Annotated in this window: 22 protein-coding genes; 10 read left to right on the top strand and 12 right to left on the bottom strand. The window is 37.1% G+C overall.

All coding sequences use genetic code 11. The features are described from left to right. Window positions 1–72 precede the first annotated feature (72 nt). Complete coding sequence (locus ACZ1GR_RS03520; RefSeq protein WP_377766582.1) at window positions 73–555, bottom strand: DUF4870 domain-containing protein; 483 nt, start codon at window positions 553–555, stop codon at window positions 73–75. A gap of 200 nt (window positions 556–755) precedes the next feature. Here ACZ1GR_RS03520 and ACZ1GR_RS03515 point away from each other — a divergent pair, with 200 nt between their 5' ends. The 6 genes from ACZ1GR_RS03515 (at window position 756) to ACZ1GR_RS03490 (ending at window position 4,416) form a co-directional block, all read left to right on the top strand. Then, window positions 756–1,211, top strand: a complete 456-nt coding sequence (locus tag ACZ1GR_RS03515) for a DUF4442 domain-containing protein (protein WP_472610861.1) — start codon at window positions 756–758, stop codon at window positions 1,209–1,211. 73 nt (window positions 1,212–1,284) lie between these two features. Next, complete coding sequence (locus tag ACZ1GR_RS03510; RefSeq protein ID WP_472610860.1) at window positions 1,285–1,614, top strand: YegP family protein; 330 nt, start codon at window positions 1,285–1,287, stop codon at window positions 1,612–1,614. A 129-nt stretch (window positions 1,615–1,743) separates the two neighbouring features. After that, the gene (locus tag ACZ1GR_RS03505) at window positions 1,744–2,541 is read left to right on the top strand and encodes a TIGR00266 family protein (protein WP_472610859.1); all 798 of its coding nucleotides are present in this window, start codon (window positions 1,744–1,746) and stop codon (window positions 2,539–2,541) included. A gap of 76 nt (window positions 2,542–2,617) precedes the next feature. After that, window positions 2,618–3,271 (top strand): DUF2461 domain-containing protein, encoded by a 654-nt coding sequence (locus tag ACZ1GR_RS03500; protein ID WP_472610858.1) that lies wholly within the window; start codon window positions 2,618–2,620, stop codon window positions 3,269–3,271. Between the two features lie 17 nt (window positions 3,272–3,288). Next, window positions 3,289–3,873 carry a GDP-mannose pyrophosphatase NudK gene (nudK, locus tag ACZ1GR_RS03495; protein ID WP_472610857.1) on the top strand — a complete coding sequence of 195 codons (585 nt, stop codon included), beginning with the start codon at window positions 3,289–3,291 and terminating at the stop codon, window positions 3,871–3,873. Between the two features lie 21 nt (window positions 3,874–3,894). Then, window positions 3,895–4,416: a peptide-methionine (S)-S-oxide reductase gene (locus ACZ1GR_RS03490; RefSeq protein ID WP_472610856.1), complete on the top strand. Its 522-nt coding sequence runs from the start codon at window positions 3,895–3,897 to the stop codon at window positions 4,414–4,416. Here ACZ1GR_RS03490 and ACZ1GR_RS03485 read toward each other — a convergent pair. Then, window positions 4,391–5,662 (bottom strand): D-alanyl-D-alanine carboxypeptidase, encoded by a 1,272-nt coding sequence (locus ACZ1GR_RS03485; protein ID WP_472610855.1) that lies wholly within the window; start codon window positions 5,660–5,662, stop codon window positions 4,391–4,393. The genes ACZ1GR_RS03490 and ACZ1GR_RS03485 overlap by 26 nt on opposite strands. Window positions 5,663–5,812: 150 nt before the next feature. Between ACZ1GR_RS03485 and ACZ1GR_RS03480 the strand changes: the two genes are divergently transcribed. Further along, window positions 5,813–6,010, top strand: coding sequence for a hypothetical protein (locus tag ACZ1GR_RS03480; protein WP_472610854.1), 198 nt, complete (start codon window positions 5,813–5,815; stop codon window positions 6,008–6,010). A gap of 79 nt (window positions 6,011–6,089) precedes the next feature. After that, window positions 6,090–6,464, top strand: a complete 375-nt coding sequence (locus ACZ1GR_RS03475) for a lipocalin-like domain-containing protein (RefSeq protein ID WP_472610853.1) — start codon at window positions 6,090–6,092, stop codon at window positions 6,462–6,464. Window positions 6,465–6,468: 4 nt separating this feature from the next. On the opposite strand, the gene ACZ1GR_RS03470 is transcribed toward ACZ1GR_RS03475, so the two are convergent. Then, on the bottom strand, window positions 6,469–7,407 hold the full coding sequence (locus tag ACZ1GR_RS03470) for a LysR substrate-binding domain-containing protein (RefSeq protein ID WP_472610852.1): 939 nt from the start codon (window positions 7,405–7,407) through the stop codon (window positions 6,469–6,471). Window positions 7,408–7,546: 139 nt separating this feature from the next. Beyond that, window positions 7,547–7,963 (bottom strand): DUF2141 domain-containing protein, encoded by a 417-nt coding sequence (locus ACZ1GR_RS03465; RefSeq protein WP_472610851.1) that lies wholly within the window; start codon window positions 7,961–7,963, stop codon window positions 7,547–7,549. A 145-nt stretch (window positions 7,964–8,108) separates the two neighbouring features. On the opposite strand from ACZ1GR_RS03465, the gene ACZ1GR_RS03460 reads away from it, so the two are divergent. Then, window positions 8,109–9,317, top strand: a complete 1,209-nt coding sequence (locus ACZ1GR_RS03460; RefSeq protein ID WP_472610850.1) for a hypothetical protein — start codon at window positions 8,109–8,111, stop codon at window positions 9,315–9,317. Window position 9,318: 1 nt separating this feature from the next. Here the strand turns inward: ACZ1GR_RS03460 and ACZ1GR_RS03455 are convergent, their stop codons facing one another. The 8 genes from ACZ1GR_RS03455 to ACZ1GR_RS03420 form a co-directional block, all read right to left on the bottom strand. After that, window positions 9,319–9,801, bottom strand: a complete 483-nt coding sequence (locus ACZ1GR_RS03455) for a GNAT family N-acetyltransferase (RefSeq protein ID WP_472610849.1) — start codon at window positions 9,799–9,801, stop codon at window positions 9,319–9,321. Window positions 9,802–9,804: 3 nt separating this feature from the next. Beyond that, window positions 9,805–10,179: a hypothetical protein gene (locus ACZ1GR_RS03450; RefSeq protein WP_472610848.1), complete on the bottom strand. Its 375-nt coding sequence runs from the start codon at window positions 10,177–10,179 to the stop codon at window positions 9,805–9,807. A 7-nt stretch (window positions 10,180–10,186) separates the two neighbouring features. Then, a complete protein-coding gene (locus tag ACZ1GR_RS03445; RefSeq protein WP_472610847.1) occupies window positions 10,187–10,801 on the bottom strand; it encodes an FMN-binding negative transcriptional regulator in 615 nt (204 codons plus the stop codon). 98 nt (window positions 10,802–10,899) lie between these two features. After that, on the bottom strand, window positions 10,900–11,757 hold the full coding sequence (locus ACZ1GR_RS03440) for a DUF4382 domain-containing protein (protein ID WP_472610846.1): 858 nt from the start codon (window positions 11,755–11,757) through the stop codon (window positions 10,900–10,902). A 290-nt stretch (window positions 11,758–12,047) separates the two neighbouring features. Further along, window positions 12,048–13,295, bottom strand: a complete 1,248-nt coding sequence (locus ACZ1GR_RS03435) for a glycoside hydrolase family 113 (RefSeq protein WP_472610845.1) — start codon at window positions 13,293–13,295, stop codon at window positions 12,048–12,050. 178 nt (window positions 13,296–13,473) lie between these two features. Beyond that, the gene (locus ACZ1GR_RS03430; protein WP_472610844.1) at window positions 13,474–13,665 is read right to left on the bottom strand and encodes a hypothetical protein; all 192 of its coding nucleotides are present in this window, start codon (window positions 13,663–13,665) and stop codon (window positions 13,474–13,476) included. 1 nt (window position 13,666) lies between these two features. Continuing rightward, window positions 13,667–14,380 carry a Type 1 glutamine amidotransferase-like domain-containing protein gene (locus tag ACZ1GR_RS03425; RefSeq protein ID WP_472610843.1) on the bottom strand — a complete coding sequence of 238 codons (714 nt, stop codon included), beginning with the start codon at window positions 14,378–14,380 and terminating at the stop codon, window positions 13,667–13,669. A 21-nt stretch (window positions 14,381–14,401) separates the two neighbouring features. After that, complete coding sequence (locus tag ACZ1GR_RS03420; RefSeq protein ID WP_472610842.1) at window positions 14,402–15,694, bottom strand: DEAD/DEAH box helicase; 1,293 nt, start codon at window positions 15,692–15,694, stop codon at window positions 14,402–14,404. Between the two features lie 131 nt (window positions 15,695–15,825). Here ACZ1GR_RS03420 and ACZ1GR_RS03415 point away from each other — a divergent pair, with 131 nt between their 5' ends. Further along, window positions 15,826–17,988 carry a TonB-dependent receptor gene (locus ACZ1GR_RS03415; protein ID WP_472610841.1) on the top strand — a complete coding sequence of 721 codons (2,163 nt, stop codon included), beginning with the start codon at window positions 15,826–15,828 and terminating at the stop codon, window positions 17,986–17,988. Window positions 17,989–18,027 lie beyond the last annotated feature (39 nt).

The following is an 18,027-nucleotide window of genomic DNA, read 5'->3' as shown; positions in this document are numbered from 1 at the left end:
AGCAGCGGACACGGAAACGTTTTTTGGTTGATTGATGTTTTCGTTTTTTGATTGATGATTAAACTCCTTTTTTTATTTAATAAATTTTATAGTGAACGGGTATTTAAAAGTTTGACCTTCATTGGTTCTTATGGTGGCCAAAATGGTGTAAACGACATTCACAATGACGAGTCCGGCTTGTAGCACCCCAGTAATACCGGCGGGCCATAACCAACGACCAAACCGGAAATCGTCACTACTAATATGAATGTCTAGATTATTCAGGTTATTTAGTCTATTCAAGCTAAAAAAGTTTCCATCGAACAAATCGGGCAAGAATCCAACAAAAAACGGAATGCTGATTAAACCTGCCACGACAGAATAAAGTAACATGCTTATCTGAAAGTTTAAAGCCTGTTTTCCATTATAATCTACAAAACTGTATTCTTTTTTATTTGCTGTCCATAAAATAAGCGGAAAGATAAAATTGCCAAAAGGAACAAAATACTTCGAAAAAGTAGATGCGTGAATGATGGCAGATAAATTTCGCTCGTGTTTGGTTAATGATTCGGTCATGATTCGTTTTTTTACCCTGTTATGCCGCTCAGGATTGATTGATGATTTGTGTTGATTAAATAGCTAACCTAATAGCTTACCATGCAAATATATATCCAAAAGATGGTACTATGCAACACATAGTACTTAATATTAACATTTATTTAACATATTTAAATACTATATATTTTGAGTATTTTTGAAGAACTTATAAACTGAATATGGCTGTTAACACTAGTAAAATCAATACGTTTACGTTTTTTAAATTACCATCTGCGTGGTGGTGTGGTGTACGTTTAAAATATTTGGATGAAAAGAAAGCCGTAGCAACAGTTACCCATAGATGGTTCAACCAAAACCCTTTTAAGTCGATGTTTTGGGCCGTACAAGGCATGGCTGCAGAACTGACCACGGGTGCCATGGTAAGCGCTCAAATTAGGAATACGGGTAAAAAAATATCAATGCTCGTTCAAAATAATAATGCGAACTTTTCAAAGAAAGCAACCGGTAAGATTACGTTTACTTGTGAAGATGGTCATTTAATAGCCCAGGCCTTAGAAAGAACAATCGCAACTGGAGATGGACAAACCATTTGGATGAAGGCTGTAGGAGTAAATAAAGAGGGAATTGTGGTAAGCACGTTCAACTTTGAATGGACGGTTAGGCTAAAGAGTTAGTTCGAATTTTGGGCAATTCACAATCTTTTTAGTAATTTCAAAATCAATTGTAACAATAAATTGAAAATATAACATGGGAAAATTCGAAATTAAAACGGGTAGTTCAGGTAAAACAATGTTCAACCTCAAAGCGGGTAACGGTCAGGTGATATTAACAAGTCAGTCTTATGAAAGTAAAGATGGATGTAAAAATGGAATAGAATCCGTTAGAAAGAATTCTCAAGATGACGCTCGTTTTGAGCGTAAGGTTGCAAAAGATGGAAGCCCATTTTTTACTTTAAATGCAACGAATGGCCAAGTAATTGGTAAAAGCGAGATGTACTCCTCTAATGACGCCATGGAAAACGGAATTGCCTCTGTAAAGAAAAATGCACCCGATGCCGATGTAGTCGATAATTCTTAAATTATTTACAAATTAATAGTATGCAAAAAGCATCCGTCTGTGGCGGATGCTTTTTTTATTTTTTGGATAGTTCGATGTAACAATATTTAAAAATTTACAACTAACAATTATCAACAAAAAACATATATTATGAACGCACACGAAATAGATTACGAAATCTTTGGAGAAGAAATGCAGTATGTAGAGTTAGAGCTTGACCCTCAAGAAGCAGTTGTAGCTGAAGCCGGTAGCTTTATGATGATGGATACCGACATTAAAATGGATACTATTTTTGGCGATGGTTCTAATCAAGATAAGGGTGTTTTGGGCAAAATATTCTCCGCGGGCAAACGAATGCTAACCGGTGAAAGCCTTTTTATGACGGCCTTTCTAAATATAGGGCGGGGCAAAAAGAAAGTAAGTTTTGCTTCCCCATACCCTGGTAAAATTTTACCCATAGATTTATCAGAAAAAGGAGGAAAATTTATTTGTCAGAAAGATGCCTTTTTATGTGCGGCCAAAGGTGTTTCCGTTGGTATCGAATTTTCAAAACGTCTTGGACGTGGCCTATTCGGTGGAGAAGGTTTTATCATGCAAAAATTAGAAGGTGATGGTATGGCTTTTGTACATGCCGGTGGTACCATGGCAAAAAAAGAACTGGCTGCGGGCGAGGTCTTAAAAGTGGATACGGGCTGCATTGTTGGGTTCTCACACACCGTGGATTATAATATTGAATTTGTAGGTGGAATTAAAAATACCGTTTTCGGGGGAGAGGGGCTTTTCTTCGCTACTTTACAAGGTCCGGGTACGGTATACGTACAGTCTTTACCGTTTAGTAGATTAGCAGGTCGTGTTTTGGCTGCTATACCTAGAGGAGGTAAGGACAAAGGCGAGGGAAGTATTTTGGGCACTTTAGGAGATATTGCAATGGGCGACCGCGGATTTTAAAAATAGTTAGTTAAAAATTGGAGGATTTTTCACCCCTAAAAGAAACTTTAGGGGTGTTTTTTATTATGTTCGTTTTATGGATTTTAAAAACCAGATCAACTTTCTAAAAGCGCTTCAAAAAAATAATTCAAAAGAATGGATGGATGCCAATCGCAAATGGTACAAAGAGGTGCGCAATGATTTTATTGAGTGGTTAGATATGATAAATACCAAGCTTGCCGCCATTGATGACGAATATTATGACACCCCTGGTAAAAAAGGCATCAATCGTATCAATAATAACTTAATGTTCCACCCCAATAAACCAATTTATAAAGACCATTTTGGAGCAGGATTGGATAAACGCCCCAATACAGGAGACTTTTATATTGAAATTGGTATTGAACGTTGCATGTTTGCTGGAGGTTTATGGCGCCCTGACCCAAAGAGGCTAAGAAGTATTCGTGAGGCAATCGACTATGATGGGGAAGAGCTAAAAAAGATTTTAAACAAAGAATCCTTTAAGCAGACTTTTGGTGGACTTTACGACGATGTAAAATTGACGAATTCGCCTAAAGGGTTTTCCAATGATCATCCTCATATTGATTTATTGCGGAACAAAACCTTCGCCGTGGCCATGGAGTTTTCCACAAACGAAGTACTAAAAGATGATTTTGAAGAAATGGTAGTTGGGGTGTACAAAGAGATGCTTCCATTTCGCAGGTATTTGAATAAAGCCGTAACGGTATAACAGATAAAAAAAGATACTTGAAAAACGAGAAGATAAAGAATATTAAAAAAGAGTTGTTGTCAGATAACTGGTATACACTAAATAAGTTCACTTTTGATTACCAAAAAAGCGATGGTAGTTGGGAAACACAACATCGTGAAGCTTATGACCGTGGTAATGGTGCCGGTATTTTATTGTACAATACGCATAAAGGAACGGTTGTATTGACCAAACAGTTTAGAATGCCAACCTATGTTAATGGTAATAAGGATGGAATGATGATAGAAGTTTGTGCAGGTCTGTTAGATGGTGATAATCCTGAGGATTGTATCAGAAAAGAAACTGAAGAGGAAACGGGCTATAAAATTGACAATGTTCAGCGCGTTTTTGAAACGTATATGTCGCCAGGTTCAGTAACCGAAATTTTGTATTTGTTTATTGGCGCTTATGAAGAAAAAATGAAAGTTAGTGAGGGTGGTGGTGCTGAGAATGAAACGGAGAATATCGAGGTTCTAGAATTGCCATTTACCAAGGCGCTCGAAATGATAAAATCTGGTGAGATTTGTGATGCGAAAACCATACTCCTGTTGCAATATGCGCAAATCAATTCGTTATTTGGGTGAGTTTTTTACGACTACATAAAAGTGCTAAGAATAACTAAAATAGGTTTTGGTGGTGGCTGTCATTGGTGCACAGAAGCCGTTTTTCAATCGCTCAAAGGGGTGCATAAAGTAGAACAAGGTTTTATAGCAGGGGAAGATGAGAATAGTTCTTTTTCAGAAGCCGTAATCGTAAGCTACAATGCCGAAGAAATACCCTTAAAAGTTCTTATTGAAGTTCACTTACGTACCCACAAGAGTACCTCTGCCCATGCTATGCGAAGAAAATATCGTTCAGCTATTTATACTTTTAATGATGGTATGTTCGGTTATGCAGAATCATATTTGAAGGAACTGCAGTCTGATTTTGGCCAAAATCTAATTACTAAAGTTTGCCATTTTAAAGCCTTTAAACCCTCTCAAGAAGCGTTTCAAGATTATTTTTATTCCAACCCTGAAAAACCTTTTTGTGAGACGTATATATCACCAAAACTAAAAGTGTTGCTTACAAAGTTTGCTTTCTACGCAGATGAAAATAAAATCAATAGGCATCATGAAGTGAAGTGAGGGTCTTTTCTATTTGTAAACGTACTTCTTTAGAAGGAATCCTAAAATGGTTGTTCATGAAACTGAAGATGAAAATCCTTCCAGATTTGGTTTTTAAGTATCCACTTAAATTATAGGTATTCCCCATAGAACCCGATTTAGCAAAAATAAAATACTCGGTCGTTGAATTCGGTTTTTTAACCGTTCCATTACTGTTCCATGCGGGAAGCAAGTCAAACAAACGTTTTCTGTCTATTTCAGCATAAAGCTTATGCAATACGCTGACCATGGATTCTGGTGTAAACAAGTTATATCTTGATAATCCGGATCCATCTACCCATCGGGGTTCTTGTCTCAAATTAGAAAGGTGGTTGTCTAGAATAAAATTTCTCGTATTCTTAAAACTTAGGCTATCGGATAGGGTAGAAGAGGCTAAGAGCATTAATTGCTCAGCTATGAAATTATCACTCTCGTATAACATTCTTTTGAAGAGGGAATCAGTAGCAATACCATAGAGCACTTCATAAGGTTCGTTACTAGGTTTCTTTGAAAGATAGATTTCTCTTTTAAGACTTTTTTGAAGGAATTTTTTTGTTATTTCAGGGCTTGTTATGAAAGGTATTTGTAAAGTGTCTTTTAGAAACTTTGGTATGGTAAATTCATTTTTATGCAATGCCCGGAGCTTTGTTGGTTTGCTCCTTTTTATATGTTGGGCAAAATCACTTGGAGAAACTTCTAAGGTCTCGTCCTCATAAATCGTAACTACATTTCCATATAAGGGCATAGGCCCGAGCTCGGGGGAAAAATAGTATTGATAATCTTCCCAGGCCCATCCAGGTCCAAACGGACCATCTTCAAAATTATCTAGATAAAGCACTACAGGTTTTGGCGTATTTTTTAAAAAGGATAGTGCCGTACTATCCTTAAAATAAGGATGAAGCCAAGTTGGGTCACCGGTACCTTTTATATATATCGAATCATTGCTTTCAACATAATTTAGGCTTGGTATTTTATCGTTTAAAAGTTTGTTCGCCGCATACAAAGTAAAAAGTTTGACGGTACTAGCGGGTATAAAATATTTAGCGGAATTTTTGGCGATAATAGTGTCCTTTGTTTGGGGGTCAATCACCAAAAGACCTGTGAATTGCTCACTATATTGTTCGCGCTCTAGCTCTGCGGTTATTTGTCTTTTTACCTCAGGTAATCGTGCAGCGGTGCATGCCGAAAGCACTATAGATAATATTATCGGAAGCAAAAATTTACACATAACAGACTGGCTTAAAGCTATTTGAAAGATGTATTTTATCGACTTTAACAACAATTTATCCAATATTTAACTGTTATAATAATTCAAGATATACCTTTTATAGGTAACTTAGTACAGAACCTAATAACATAAATAATCATTTTTGACATTATGGCTAGAGCTATGTTGGAATACACCAAGACTGTCTTGCAAAAGGTTAGTTTTGATGCGAGATTATTCGCAAAAGAAGTGAAAAAAGCGATTTCTTTACTATTACCACAAGAAATTGAAGAGTTAAAAATCTGGTTAAAACAATTTATCGATGACAAACCAGAGTTACATCAAAGTTTATTATTATTAAAAGCATAAATAAAGCCACCCAAACGGGTGGCTTTTTAGTTCAATCGCGCAACCTTTTCAGAGAATATGCTTCTTACTAAAAAGATGTATGAAATATAGTTGTCTCTTTTTAATACTGTTTAGTTTAAGTTGTTCTGAAAGTGAGCTGCGCACGGTAGAACTTTCTGGCGTAAATATTATTGGAAAATGGCAGCTTGAAGCTACCAAGATAAGTCCTGGTGGGCCGGTCGATTGGTCTAATGTTACCGATGGACCTATTATAGAATTCAAGCCAAATGGTTTTGTGGAAGTAAGTAATTCTGAAAATGGGCAAATAGGTATTTACAAGATTGAAGAAGATGGTATTTCGATACGTTTTTCAGAAACCAACAATTATAGGGGCTCTTTACAAGAGGGAAAGCTTATTTTAGGTTTTATAGGGTGTATAGAAGAATGTTCTTTTCGGTATAAGCGGATCAATTAATAGTTTATTTATTTAAAGGACTTATAATTTTTACATCTTGAAAAGTGATTGCGCCACGAACTATTGAAGCTATTACATCTTTTAGGGCTTCGGTTATCTGAATTTTTAATTCACTTTTATGATAGATCAAACTAATTTCACGGGCGGGAGATGGTTTTTTAAAATGCTTTAAGTTTTTTTTCTTTTTGTCATCAAGCTCCAAAGTGTTCAAATACGGCAGTAATGTCATACCCATACCTTCATTGGAGAGATTTACCAAAGTTTCAAAGCTTCCACTTTCGATTTGAAAATGATCCGTGGTTCTATTTTTTGGTGATTTGCATAGATTTATGACACCATCCCTAAAACAATGCCCATCTTGAAGCAAAAGCACATCATTGATTTCCAAATCATCTGTGGCTAACTCTTTTGAACCGGAAAGGCGGTGATTAGGAGGTACATAACCTACAAAAGGTTCATAATATAGAGGTCTCTCTTTAATAAATTCTATCTCTAACGGTGTGGCCGCTATGGCCGCATCTATATGCCCATCTTGAATGTTTCTTATTAGGGTATCAGTGGCCTGTTCTTTTATGATCAGATTTACTTTGGGATATTTTTTAATAAAAGTGGGTAAAAACATAGGAAGCAAAGTTGGCATTACCGTAGGAATAATTCCCAGGGTAAAGTCACCGCCGATAAATCCTTTGTCTTGATCTACGATATCTTTAATACGTTCGGCTTCTGCTACAATATTTTTTGCTTGCGCAACTATTTTTTTACCAACTTCGGTAATAGCGATAGGCTTTTTACTTCTATCAAAAAGTAATACATCCAGTTCATCCTCCAGCTTTTGCACTTGCATACTCAAGGTAGGCTGGGTGACAAAGCTCTTCTGCGCTGCGAGGGTGAAATTCTGGTACTCGGCAACTGCTAAAACATACTGTAATTGGGTGATTGTCATTAGCTATAACTTTAAAGAATAAAAATACGAAAAACCATTGATAAAACTTATTGCAACCTCTAATAAGTATGAATATGTTCTAATGAAAAAAGCCCAGATAATTCTGGGCTTTCTTTAGTGATTGATGAATTTTTTAATGCTAAAACCTAATTGTTAAGTCCATATCTTCATTTGTAACTTCAAATTTTGCATCGGCGAATGTTGGTGGACCCATCACCATTACATTGTTTGACATTCCATAGTTTTCTTTTGGCATTCCATTAGCCTCAAAATCCATTCTTTGATTATTATTTTCGTCATGCAGCACCATAATGGCGTAAGTGCCTGGTTCTACGTTTTCGAAGCTCAATGTAATCGCGCCCTTTTTTGCTGTCTCCTTTAAATCGATAACTCCAGCTCCTTTCATAAATGTATCGGTGTTATGTAGTGAAGCCAATACGCTTCCATTATCGTTTAAAACATTTTCAATGGTCACTTTAATAGTAACAGTTTCTTGCTGGGCTTTAGCAGTAAAAGCGATAAGTAATATTCCTAAAGTAAGTGCTAAGTTTTTCATTTTTTTATTTGTTTTGATTGTTAATGACGAACCAAAAGTGCAACTAGGAGTTTTAAATTTCTAATGTGTATTACTGAACTGTAGTAATTTATAGATGAATTGTAATATGGTCTCATTTTTGTTACCTTATTTAAAAATTATAGCCATGAAGTCGGTCAACATTCAAAAAACACTTTTGGTATACTTTCTTTTTTTTGGTGTTAACGGATTTTGTCAAAATTCGTACTTCCCGAATACCACATTAAGAAGTCAAATACGAAAGACTGTTTGGAAAGAATTAAAGGAGCAAACCCCTCAGAAATATCGTTTTATGACAGGCTTGGTATTCAATTCAAACAATAGTTTTGGGATTTATGAAGATGCCGCTAAAAAGTATGGCTGGCAACCTTATGAGTTGCCGACGGTTGCAGCTTTTTATGATATAGTATTAAGGGAAACGGTTTCTGCCACCACTTTTACCGAAGATAAGGTCAAGGAAATTTACGAAAAAACAAAATCTGATTATGCTAAAGGCAGGATAGATGCTGGGCTAAGTTCAAGCCAAAAACAAGAAAAGTATGACGCTATGATTGTTAGGGCTTTATGGGTAGCCACTGTATTTGAGTTATCGAAAAAGAAAAGCACGGAAATACAAAAAATAGCGGCATCCTTATTAAGAAACTCTGGTGAGTTTACTTCAGAACCTTCTGAGGTTGATGATACTACAGTAGTAAAAGAAATAAATACGACACCCCCGACTGTTAAAAAGCCGTCACCAAATGGCAATACCACCGAAAAGGTGAATGACATTATACTGAGAACAGCAACCAAATATGGTTTAAATGGGGTATACGTAGCAAATGATGTGAGCGTGCTTTACAATAATGGAGATATTTTCACCAATCCATCCGAACCTTTGAATGGATTGAATATTGCCGAGTCAAAAAGAAAGAATCCGAAAAAATGGCGAAGATGGAAGAAACAAGGAAACATACTCTATGTTACCGATCCAAGAAAGAGAAAGACGTACGATTGGAAAAAATGGTTCAAGGTCCGTTCGGCTTCTAAGAGTTTCAAACTGTCCGGCAGGTATAATACTTCAGATGGGTTTGGAGGAGCAACCGTGATTAACGCCAGTACCGTTGTTTTTGACCAGCAAGGTCGATTCGCTTGGAAAACAATAAAAGGAGGCAATACCGATTGGAAGCCTATTTTCTCAAAGAGTACCTCTGCAGGTACTTATGAAATTGATGGATATACCATCACGTTAAAATATAATAATGGAGTGGAGGAAGCCTTTTTCTTTGGGCTTTACCCCAAAGATAATGAGCATTTTGTTATTGGTTCAAGTCATTTTGCTCCGACCAAGAACTGATTTAGAGTTCCAGACCCATTTGATAGTCCGAACGTTCGTAAGGTGTAGCTACTCCTTTTATTTCTTTAAAGCCTAGTTTCTTATATAAATTGATTGCCGGTACTAAAGAGGTATGCGTTTCAAGAAATAGTTTCTTGGCACCCAATTCCTTAGCTTTTTCAATGATGCAAGTAGCAAGTAAATGACCAATACCTTTTCCATGTACCTTTGGCGAAACACCCATTTTTGACAACTCATAATCATAGCCCGTATTTTGCATTTTAATAAGTGCGCAAACACCCACAGGTTTCTCATTTTGTAGCGCCACAGCAATGTAACCACCATTATCGATAATATGACTTTGAGGATTGTCTAGCGATTTGTAATCGGCTTCCTCCATCTTAAAATACTTCTCGATCCACCATTGGTTTAAATCTTTGAAAGCCCGACTATACATACTTTCAAAAGGCACAATGACAATATTTTTCTTGTTTGAAGTACGCACCTGCTAAGTAGTCAAGCTTTTTCTTTTGCCCACGATTTCGACCAGCCAATAAATCAGTTGACCTATTCCGCTAACGAATACAAAAAGTAAGACCCAAACAACCAATAAGTTGTTTTCTTTTAGATTGGGGTTTTGTACGGCGTGGACGATGTAAAAGATAAGACTGCCAAATGAAATTAAAATGGTCAAAATAATAAAGGCAAAAAACCAGACAATATTTCCAAAGATTAAAGAAGTGGAAATATTTCCATTTGCTTCAAAGTCTTCGATATTTGAGAATATGGAGAAAATAAATAAAAAGTAGACTATAAAAAATCCAAAGAAAACTATGATAGGGGTCAAGGCAAAAAAAGCTTGCCAAAATTTACTATTCAACATGATTCGTTTATTTTAAATTAGATTGCTTTTCAATATGTCTTGCAATTTCTTGTGCTGTTACATCTTTGGCATTTAAATTTTTAATTATCGCAGCGTGGTCTTGTTGCCTCGTTTGTGAAAGTTTAAAAGCGGCTTGAATATCTCTTATCTCAATTTTGAAGCCTACCACACCTTTTACTTGTTTCAAGGTCTTAGAAGACATATCATGCAGCGAAACGGGATTTTCAGACTCTTTTTCATACTTGTTCACCAGCTTATGTAACGATTGCATAACTTCTTCTTCGCTAAGAATTGATAATTTTCCATATACATGCACTGCGATATAATCCCAAGTTGGCACCTCTTCCTCGTTATACCATGATGATGAGATATACGAATGGGGGCCATTGAATATGCATAATACTTCGGGTTGCTTTTCAAATTCTTTCCATTGCGGATTCACCTTTGAAATATGGCTTACCAAAATAGCCTTTCCATCTTCATCATGATCCAACGCTAAAGGAATATGTGTTGCCCATGGTTTTCCATCCACTTGATTTACAAGAATACCAAAACTATTTTCTTGAATAAACTTTTTTACCTCTGCTATGTTTTCATTTTTGTAATAGTGTGGTATATACATACGGTTTATATTAGGCTCTAAAAGAAAATTCATATCAATATTAATGAAAAAGGCCCGACAAAATTTGCCGAGCCTTAATTTTTTTAATGGGTATAAGTTTAATTAGCTTCTTCCTCTAAAATAAAATTTTGAATGGTTTTGTTAGATGCTACTATTTGAACTTCCACCGTGTCGCTGGCTATATATCCTTCCAACTCGGTTATAGCCTTATAAGTTCCTTGGTTGAGACCCATGATCATATAATTTCCATCCACATCTGAAAATGCAGAGGTGTTTATAGTGTCTGCAACGATTACTGAAATTTGAGCTCCTTCTAGGGCTGTTTCCACATCCTCGGTTATTGTTGTGATTGTGCCGGCAAGGGTACCTGAGGTAGTAATGTTACTTGCTTTTATGACTGGTTTAAAATTGAACCCGTTGATACCATCAACTCTTTTCGTATTTCCTTTTGCCACAAAAGAGCGACTTACATCAAAATCTAACAGTAAATCTGAAGAAAGCCCGCCTGCGACGGTAAGGCCAGGCTTGATAAATACTTTTATACCACTCTGTTCACCACTTGGCACCTTTAAATCAAATGTTCTACCATCGGTCAATACCACATTTACACCTCTTACATATACCCTAAATAAATCATAGGTCCCGACAGGCACTTCTATATTGGCCAATTGTTCGGTAACACCATTGGTCAGTTCCAAAAGGTTGGTATCTATCTCATCTTCCATTAATACGACAAAAGAAGAGTCATCATTTTCTTCATCGTCATCAGATTGAAGCCTCGCCTCAATCTTGAAAATCGTCACATTTGCCTCGGCTACCAGAGCATACGGAAAAGGGGCGTCAGTTAAGCGTACACTTAATCTGCCTGTTTCGCTATTGGTATTTGAATCTTCTGAGCAGCCTATAAAAAGTAAGGCTGAAACCAGGAAAAAACTAAAAATTAAATTCTTTTTCATTTTACGTGTTTTAATTGTTTTTAAGAGGTTAAGTACTCTTTCTATTAAGGTTATGTATATAGAACAACCAAAAATGAAAATATCCTCATTAAAACTTGACTTTTTTTAGTTCTATCAGGAGTAAAGTATAATTTTTGAAGTAAAATTAGGAGCTCACAGCACCTACAAGAGTTAAAACTAGTCGAACTTATCTTTGTTCTCTTTCTTCATTTCTTGATATTTCGAATAGAGTCTAAAACCAAGTCGGGCAAATAGGATTATTGCAATAAGGGTAATAATATCAATTGTGTTCATAGCTTCTCTTTTTTAACAACTTTACCAAACCATTTTGCGATTACGTTTTCAGCGGGTTTAAAACGAGGGGAAAAGTCTAAATTTTTTGCAGCCCCCTCTTCGGTACTCCGGTGGTCCCATTGCCAAATATAAACTCCTGCAAACCAATCTTTACGCCATAGTTTGTTAAATAATGCCTCAAAAGCGAGCTGTTGGGTTTTATCAGATTTCTTGTTATATAAAATTCCAAAATTTGAACCCCACTCCCACGGCTTTATGGTAGCCGAAACATCACTTTTATATCCGACCTCGGTAAATAGAATCGGTTTTTTGTAGGTTAGGTGCAGTTTCTCAAGTTTAGCGATATGCCTGTCCCAACCTTTTTCTATAGTTTCCAAATCAGGACTTTTGTTTTTTGTAAGGGGAAAATAGGCCTGAATTCCTATATAATCTAAATCTCCCCAAAAATCGATATATTCATATTCGTCATGCCAATTTGCGGCATAGGTTAACTTCCCTGAATAAATTTCCCTTATTTTCTGTATGAGTTTTTTCCAGCGTTCGGGTTGTTTTTTTATCGATGTCTTAAGCTCGGTGCCAACACATAATAATTCAACCCCTGTATGTTCTGCGAAACGCGCATAGTACAACATATAATTTTCATATGAGTCGAACCAAGTATCCCATTCTGCGTCCGAGGCTAAGCTAAGATTCGCCCGCCAACCGCTAAAGGTCCATAAGTGTGGCTTTAATTGTACATGTAGCCCTTTTTCATGCATCGCCTTTATAGACTTTATAAAAACAGAATCTCTATACAGCCATGGGGCATCGGCGTCTACAGGTCTTCTAACGGTTTTAGAGGTTTCATCTTCTTGATCGATAAACGGAATAACGGCAACCCATTCTATATTGGCTTTAATAAGGGCATCGGTAGCAATTTCATTGTCTACCGAACCCCAGCCAAAAGTACTCATGCCACGATGCATTTTGTCTACGTCGTACAAAGCATTGGGCGCACCTTTGTTATTCATAAAATGTTCTGCCCAATCATAAGCATAGTTTTCGTTAGAATTGGCGAAAATCAAAGTTTTAAACACAATAAAAACGATAAGTACGGGGGAGAGAAACCGAATGGCCAATTGTTTAAGGGCAATTTTAGCACCTTTCTTTTTATAGGTTCTGATAAAGTATCTAATAATTAAGAAAAGAACTAAAGCCACTGCAAAAAGCATATGAATGGCTACAATAAAACTAGAATTTGACAAGAATTCGAGAAACAAACCGGCCGCCTCATAAAATGTTCGTTTGCCTCGTGAAATTATGCTTGTAACCAGTATAAAAACACCAAGCCATGTCAACAAATAGATGACAAGAGTATTCCGGATTTCGTTTTTTAATGATGATCGATGAAACATTGCCTTTTAAAGATACTGAAATAAGACGTTAACCTGTCTGCCCATCGCCATCAATATCTTTATTCAAATGTTCTTCTAAAGCGACCAATGTTTTTTTAAGCAAGGCTCTAGTTTTTTCAAGTTCAAGCTCTAAATGTGTAACGCGGTCTTCAATATTGTCGGCTTGTTGTTGTTGCTTTTCTAGTTCGTCTTGCTGCAATAAATCCCAAAATATACCCATATTAGTCCTGTTTTGTTGATGATTGACCAATTACTTCACCCGGAATTCTATCCTCGTAAATTGTTCCATTTTTTTTGTAAACGTAGTACGAGTGATTGTCGCTATCTAAAGCCACGGAATTTTCTACCTTTTCATTAATAAAATGAATTGCTGAACGGTCATCACAGGCGTAACCATCGGCTAATTTTCCTTCTAAAATATTTTTATGATAAAGCGGTCTTCGAGACTTTTCTGAGTTGTAATGCGGGCAATGGCTTTTCTTTATAAAAGCTAATCCTTCTACAATACTAAGTTCTACTGGCCGCGAGTCTGTAGTTCCGCCGCTGGTCCAACATAAAGAGCCTGCACTACCACCTCCCATCACGGTACCATGCTCATAAGCTTTGCGCAAGAGAACATCAATACCCTGGGCTTTCCATATAGCTAGCATGTTTAAGGTGTTTCCTCCTCCGACTACGATGGCATCCATTTTATTGATAATGGCCTCAAAGGTTTCCTTTTGGTCATAAGAGTTTATCCAAACCTTTAAAACATGAGGTTTCACCTTAATTTGGCTACAAACCTCATAAAACCTGGCAATATAGCCCTCATCATCTCCGCTGGCGGTGGGTATAAAACAAATGTTCGGATTTTCTTTTCCGGTCATTTGTGCCATATACTTTAAGAAAGGTACGGTATGGCGACCACTGCCATAAATTAATAACTGTCTTTTCATGAATACTAAAATAAAAAAACATTATTCGCCAGAAGCGCTGCGATTCTGGCCGTTTTTATTTCTTGAATTTCGACCTCGATGATTCTGATTTCTGGACTTGTTGCGATTTTTATTACGGTTTCTATTACCAGAGTTGTTGGGCTTTTTAACCTGTTTTGGATTTGCAGGTTCTTTAGAATCGTCAACATAAGGGTTCTCGGCAATTCGAGGTACTTCTTGCTTTATCAACTTTTCAATATCCCTTAAGTACGGTCGCTCCTCAACCTCACAAAAAGACAATGCTATCCCACTAGCACTTGCACGCCCCGTTCTTCCGATACGATGCACGTATGTTTCAGGTACATTGGGTAAATCGTAATTGACAACCAAAGAAAGCTCTTCAACATCGATTCCACGGGCGGCAATATCGGTCGCTACCAGTACTTTTAGCTGTCCTTCCTTAAAGGCACCTAAAGCTTTTTGGCGTGCAGTCTGTGATTTATTACCATGTATTGCCGCAGATTCGATATCCGCTTGGGCCAACTTTTTAACAATTTTATTGGCACCGTGCTTGGTTCTTGAGAATACCAATACAGATTCTTTGGTTTTATCTTGTAGTATATGCACTAAAAGTTTGGGTTTATCAGATTTGCTCACAAAATAAACACCCTGCTCCACTTTCTCTGCGGTCGCTTGTTGCGGTTTTATGGTCACCTGTTCAAAATCTCCCAATATTTTTCTTGAAAGTTCAACAATGGTTTTGGGCATTGTTGCAGAAAAAAACAGTGATTGGCGTTTAGGGGGTAGCTTGGCTATGATTTTTTTGATATCATGAATAAACCCCATATCCAGCATCTGGTCCGCTTCATCAAGCACGGCATATTCGATATCCTGTAGCGATATAAATCCTTGATTCATTAAATCTAACAGACGCCCTGGGGTAGCAATTAAAATGTCTACGCCATTTTTAAGGGTATTTACCTGCTTGCCTTGTTTTACCCCGCCAAAAATTACTGTATTCCTTAATCCGGTATGCCTACCATAGGCCGTAAAACTTTCACCTATTTGTATGGCCAGTTCTCGAGTGGGGGTGACCACCAAAGCCTTTATGCTTCTTCTTCGCTCTTGCTGATTTTTTGCAAGAAACAAATGATGCAAGATAGGAATACCGAATGCAGCGGTTTTACCAGTGCCGGTTTGCGCTACACCTAAAAGGTCTTTTCCTTTTAGTAAAATTGGGATTGCTTGTGATTGAATCGGGGTAGGATGTGTATAGCCTTCGGTTTCTAAAGCTTTTAGTATGGGTTCGGCAAGGCCGAGGTCTTTAAATGTCATATTATTTTATCAGTGGCGAAGGTACTGGAATTTGTAACAATCCAGTCGCATAAAATTACAGTTGGGTAATTCTTATTGCCCAAAGAACACATGTCTTTCGACTTTTGACCTGTCAATCAAAAACGATGAATATGAAAAACCAAATTACGTTTAGCCTTCTTTTTCTGATGGCCTCTGTCTCATCAGCACAACTTACCATCAATGGAACAGTCACCGATAAATCAAACGTGCCAGTGGCGGGTGCCAATGTGTATTTAGAAGGCACCTATGATGGTTCTTCTACCGACGATAATGGTAAATTCTCTTTTGAAACCTCTGAAACGGGCACACAAACCCTTATAATTTCCATGTTGTCCTATGAACCACATTACGAGATAGGCGATGTTTCTTATCTCAAAAATTTGAATATTAGGCTTTTAGAAGCGGTAAATTCGCTTACTGGTGTAACACTCACCGCCGGAACATTTGAGGCAGGCGACAATTCAAAAGTTTCCGTTCTTAAACCGTTAGACATTGTAACTACGGCAGGGGCAGCAGGTGATTTTGTGGCAGCACTGCAGACTTTACCAGGCACCAGTACTGTAAATGAAGACGGACGTTTATTCGTAAGGGGTGGCGATGCCGGTGAAACACAAGTTTTTATTGACGGTCTTCGGGTGTTTCAGCCTTTTAATGCGACGGCCAATAATATACCCACTAGGGGAAGATTTTCTCCTTTTCTATTTAAAGGGATTACCTTTAGTACCGGGGGATATTCAGCGGAATATGGCCAAGCCTTATCAAGCGTACTTCTAATGAACACAACCGATGTTCCTGATCAGGAGAAAACGGATATTTCAATCATGTCAGTTGGCGGGGGAGTGGGTCATACCGAAATTTGGGGTGACGAATCTTTGAGTTTTAATACCCAATACATCAATCTTGCACCTTATGAATCATTAATACCGTCTAATCAGGGTATTCGTTGGAACAGTCCGTACGAATCTATCTCTGGTGAGGCAGTCTTCAGAAGTAAAGGAGAGAAAGGTATATTCAAGCTTTACACGGGCTTTAACCACGCTAATCTTGACATTGAGCAAGAGAATATCAATTTTGAAGAATTTGTACGTTTTGAGCTGACGAACAATAACCTTTACTTCAATTCTTCGTACAAACACTTTTTTGCAAACGATTGGACTTTAACCTCAGGTGCGAGTGTCTCGTGGGATACGAATGAGATTGGCCTATTTGAAAACACAATTGATATCAAAGAAACCGGTTCACACCTAAAACTAAAATTGAAAAAGACTTTTAGTAACCGATTCAATCTTCAATTTGGCACTGAACTATTTAATATAGACTTTGAAGAAACCTTTAGAACGCCTGATGGCATGCAGTTTAAAAGTGCTTACGATGACCAGTTGCTAGCAGGTTTTGTAGAAAGTGATGTATTCTTCAGCAATAAATTTGCTATGAAATTGGGCGCCCGGGTAGATAATACTTCCGTTTTAAATCAATTTAATTTTTCTCCAAGAGTATCCTTAGCATACCAAAGCAGCGAAAATGGGCAATTTTCTTTTGCCTATGGCAATTTCTATCAAACCCCCCAAAGTAATATTCTTAGATATGATCAAAATTTAAATGTCGAGAAAACGTCTCATTATATTCTTAACTATCAATATGTCGCTAATGGAAAAACCTTTAGGGCTGAAGCGTACCATAAAGCTTATGATGGTTTGGTAAAATACAACACAGAAATGCCTCAATTTGATTCGCAGTTCAACAATTTAGGCGATGGGTATGCTAGCGGATTGGATATTTTTTGGAGAGATAACAAAAGCATTAAAGACTTTGATTATTGGGCTTCTTACAGCTATCTAAATACGAAACGAGATTTTAGAAATTTCAGGGAGCGTGCTACACCTAATTTTGCGCCTAAGCATAACATTTCAATTGTCACCAAAAAGTGGGTAAACAAACTAAGATCTCAAATTGGGCTTTCTTATAACTATGCTTCGGGCAGACCTTATGATAACCCCAATACAGCAGAATTTCTGGCTGAAAAGACTAAGGCCTTTAACAATCTTAGTTTTAATTGGGCCTATCTCATAGATCAGCAGAAGATTTTGTATTTCTCTGTAAACAATGTTCTAGGTTTCAATAATGTAAACAATTATCAGTATGCCAACGCCCCTAATGTTGATGGTGTTTTTGAAAGGCAGACGATTAGACCCGCAGCCGATAGTTTTTTCTTTGTAGGCTTCTTTTGGACCATTAGCACCGATAAAAAGAGTAATCAACTAGATAATCTTTAAACGACGGTTCATCCCTCAGAATTTACAGTTGGGTAATCC

The sequence above is a fragment of the Croceitalea sp. W27 genome (assembly GCF_055693185.1).
This window is presented reverse-complemented; position numbering and strand designations above follow the sequence as displayed.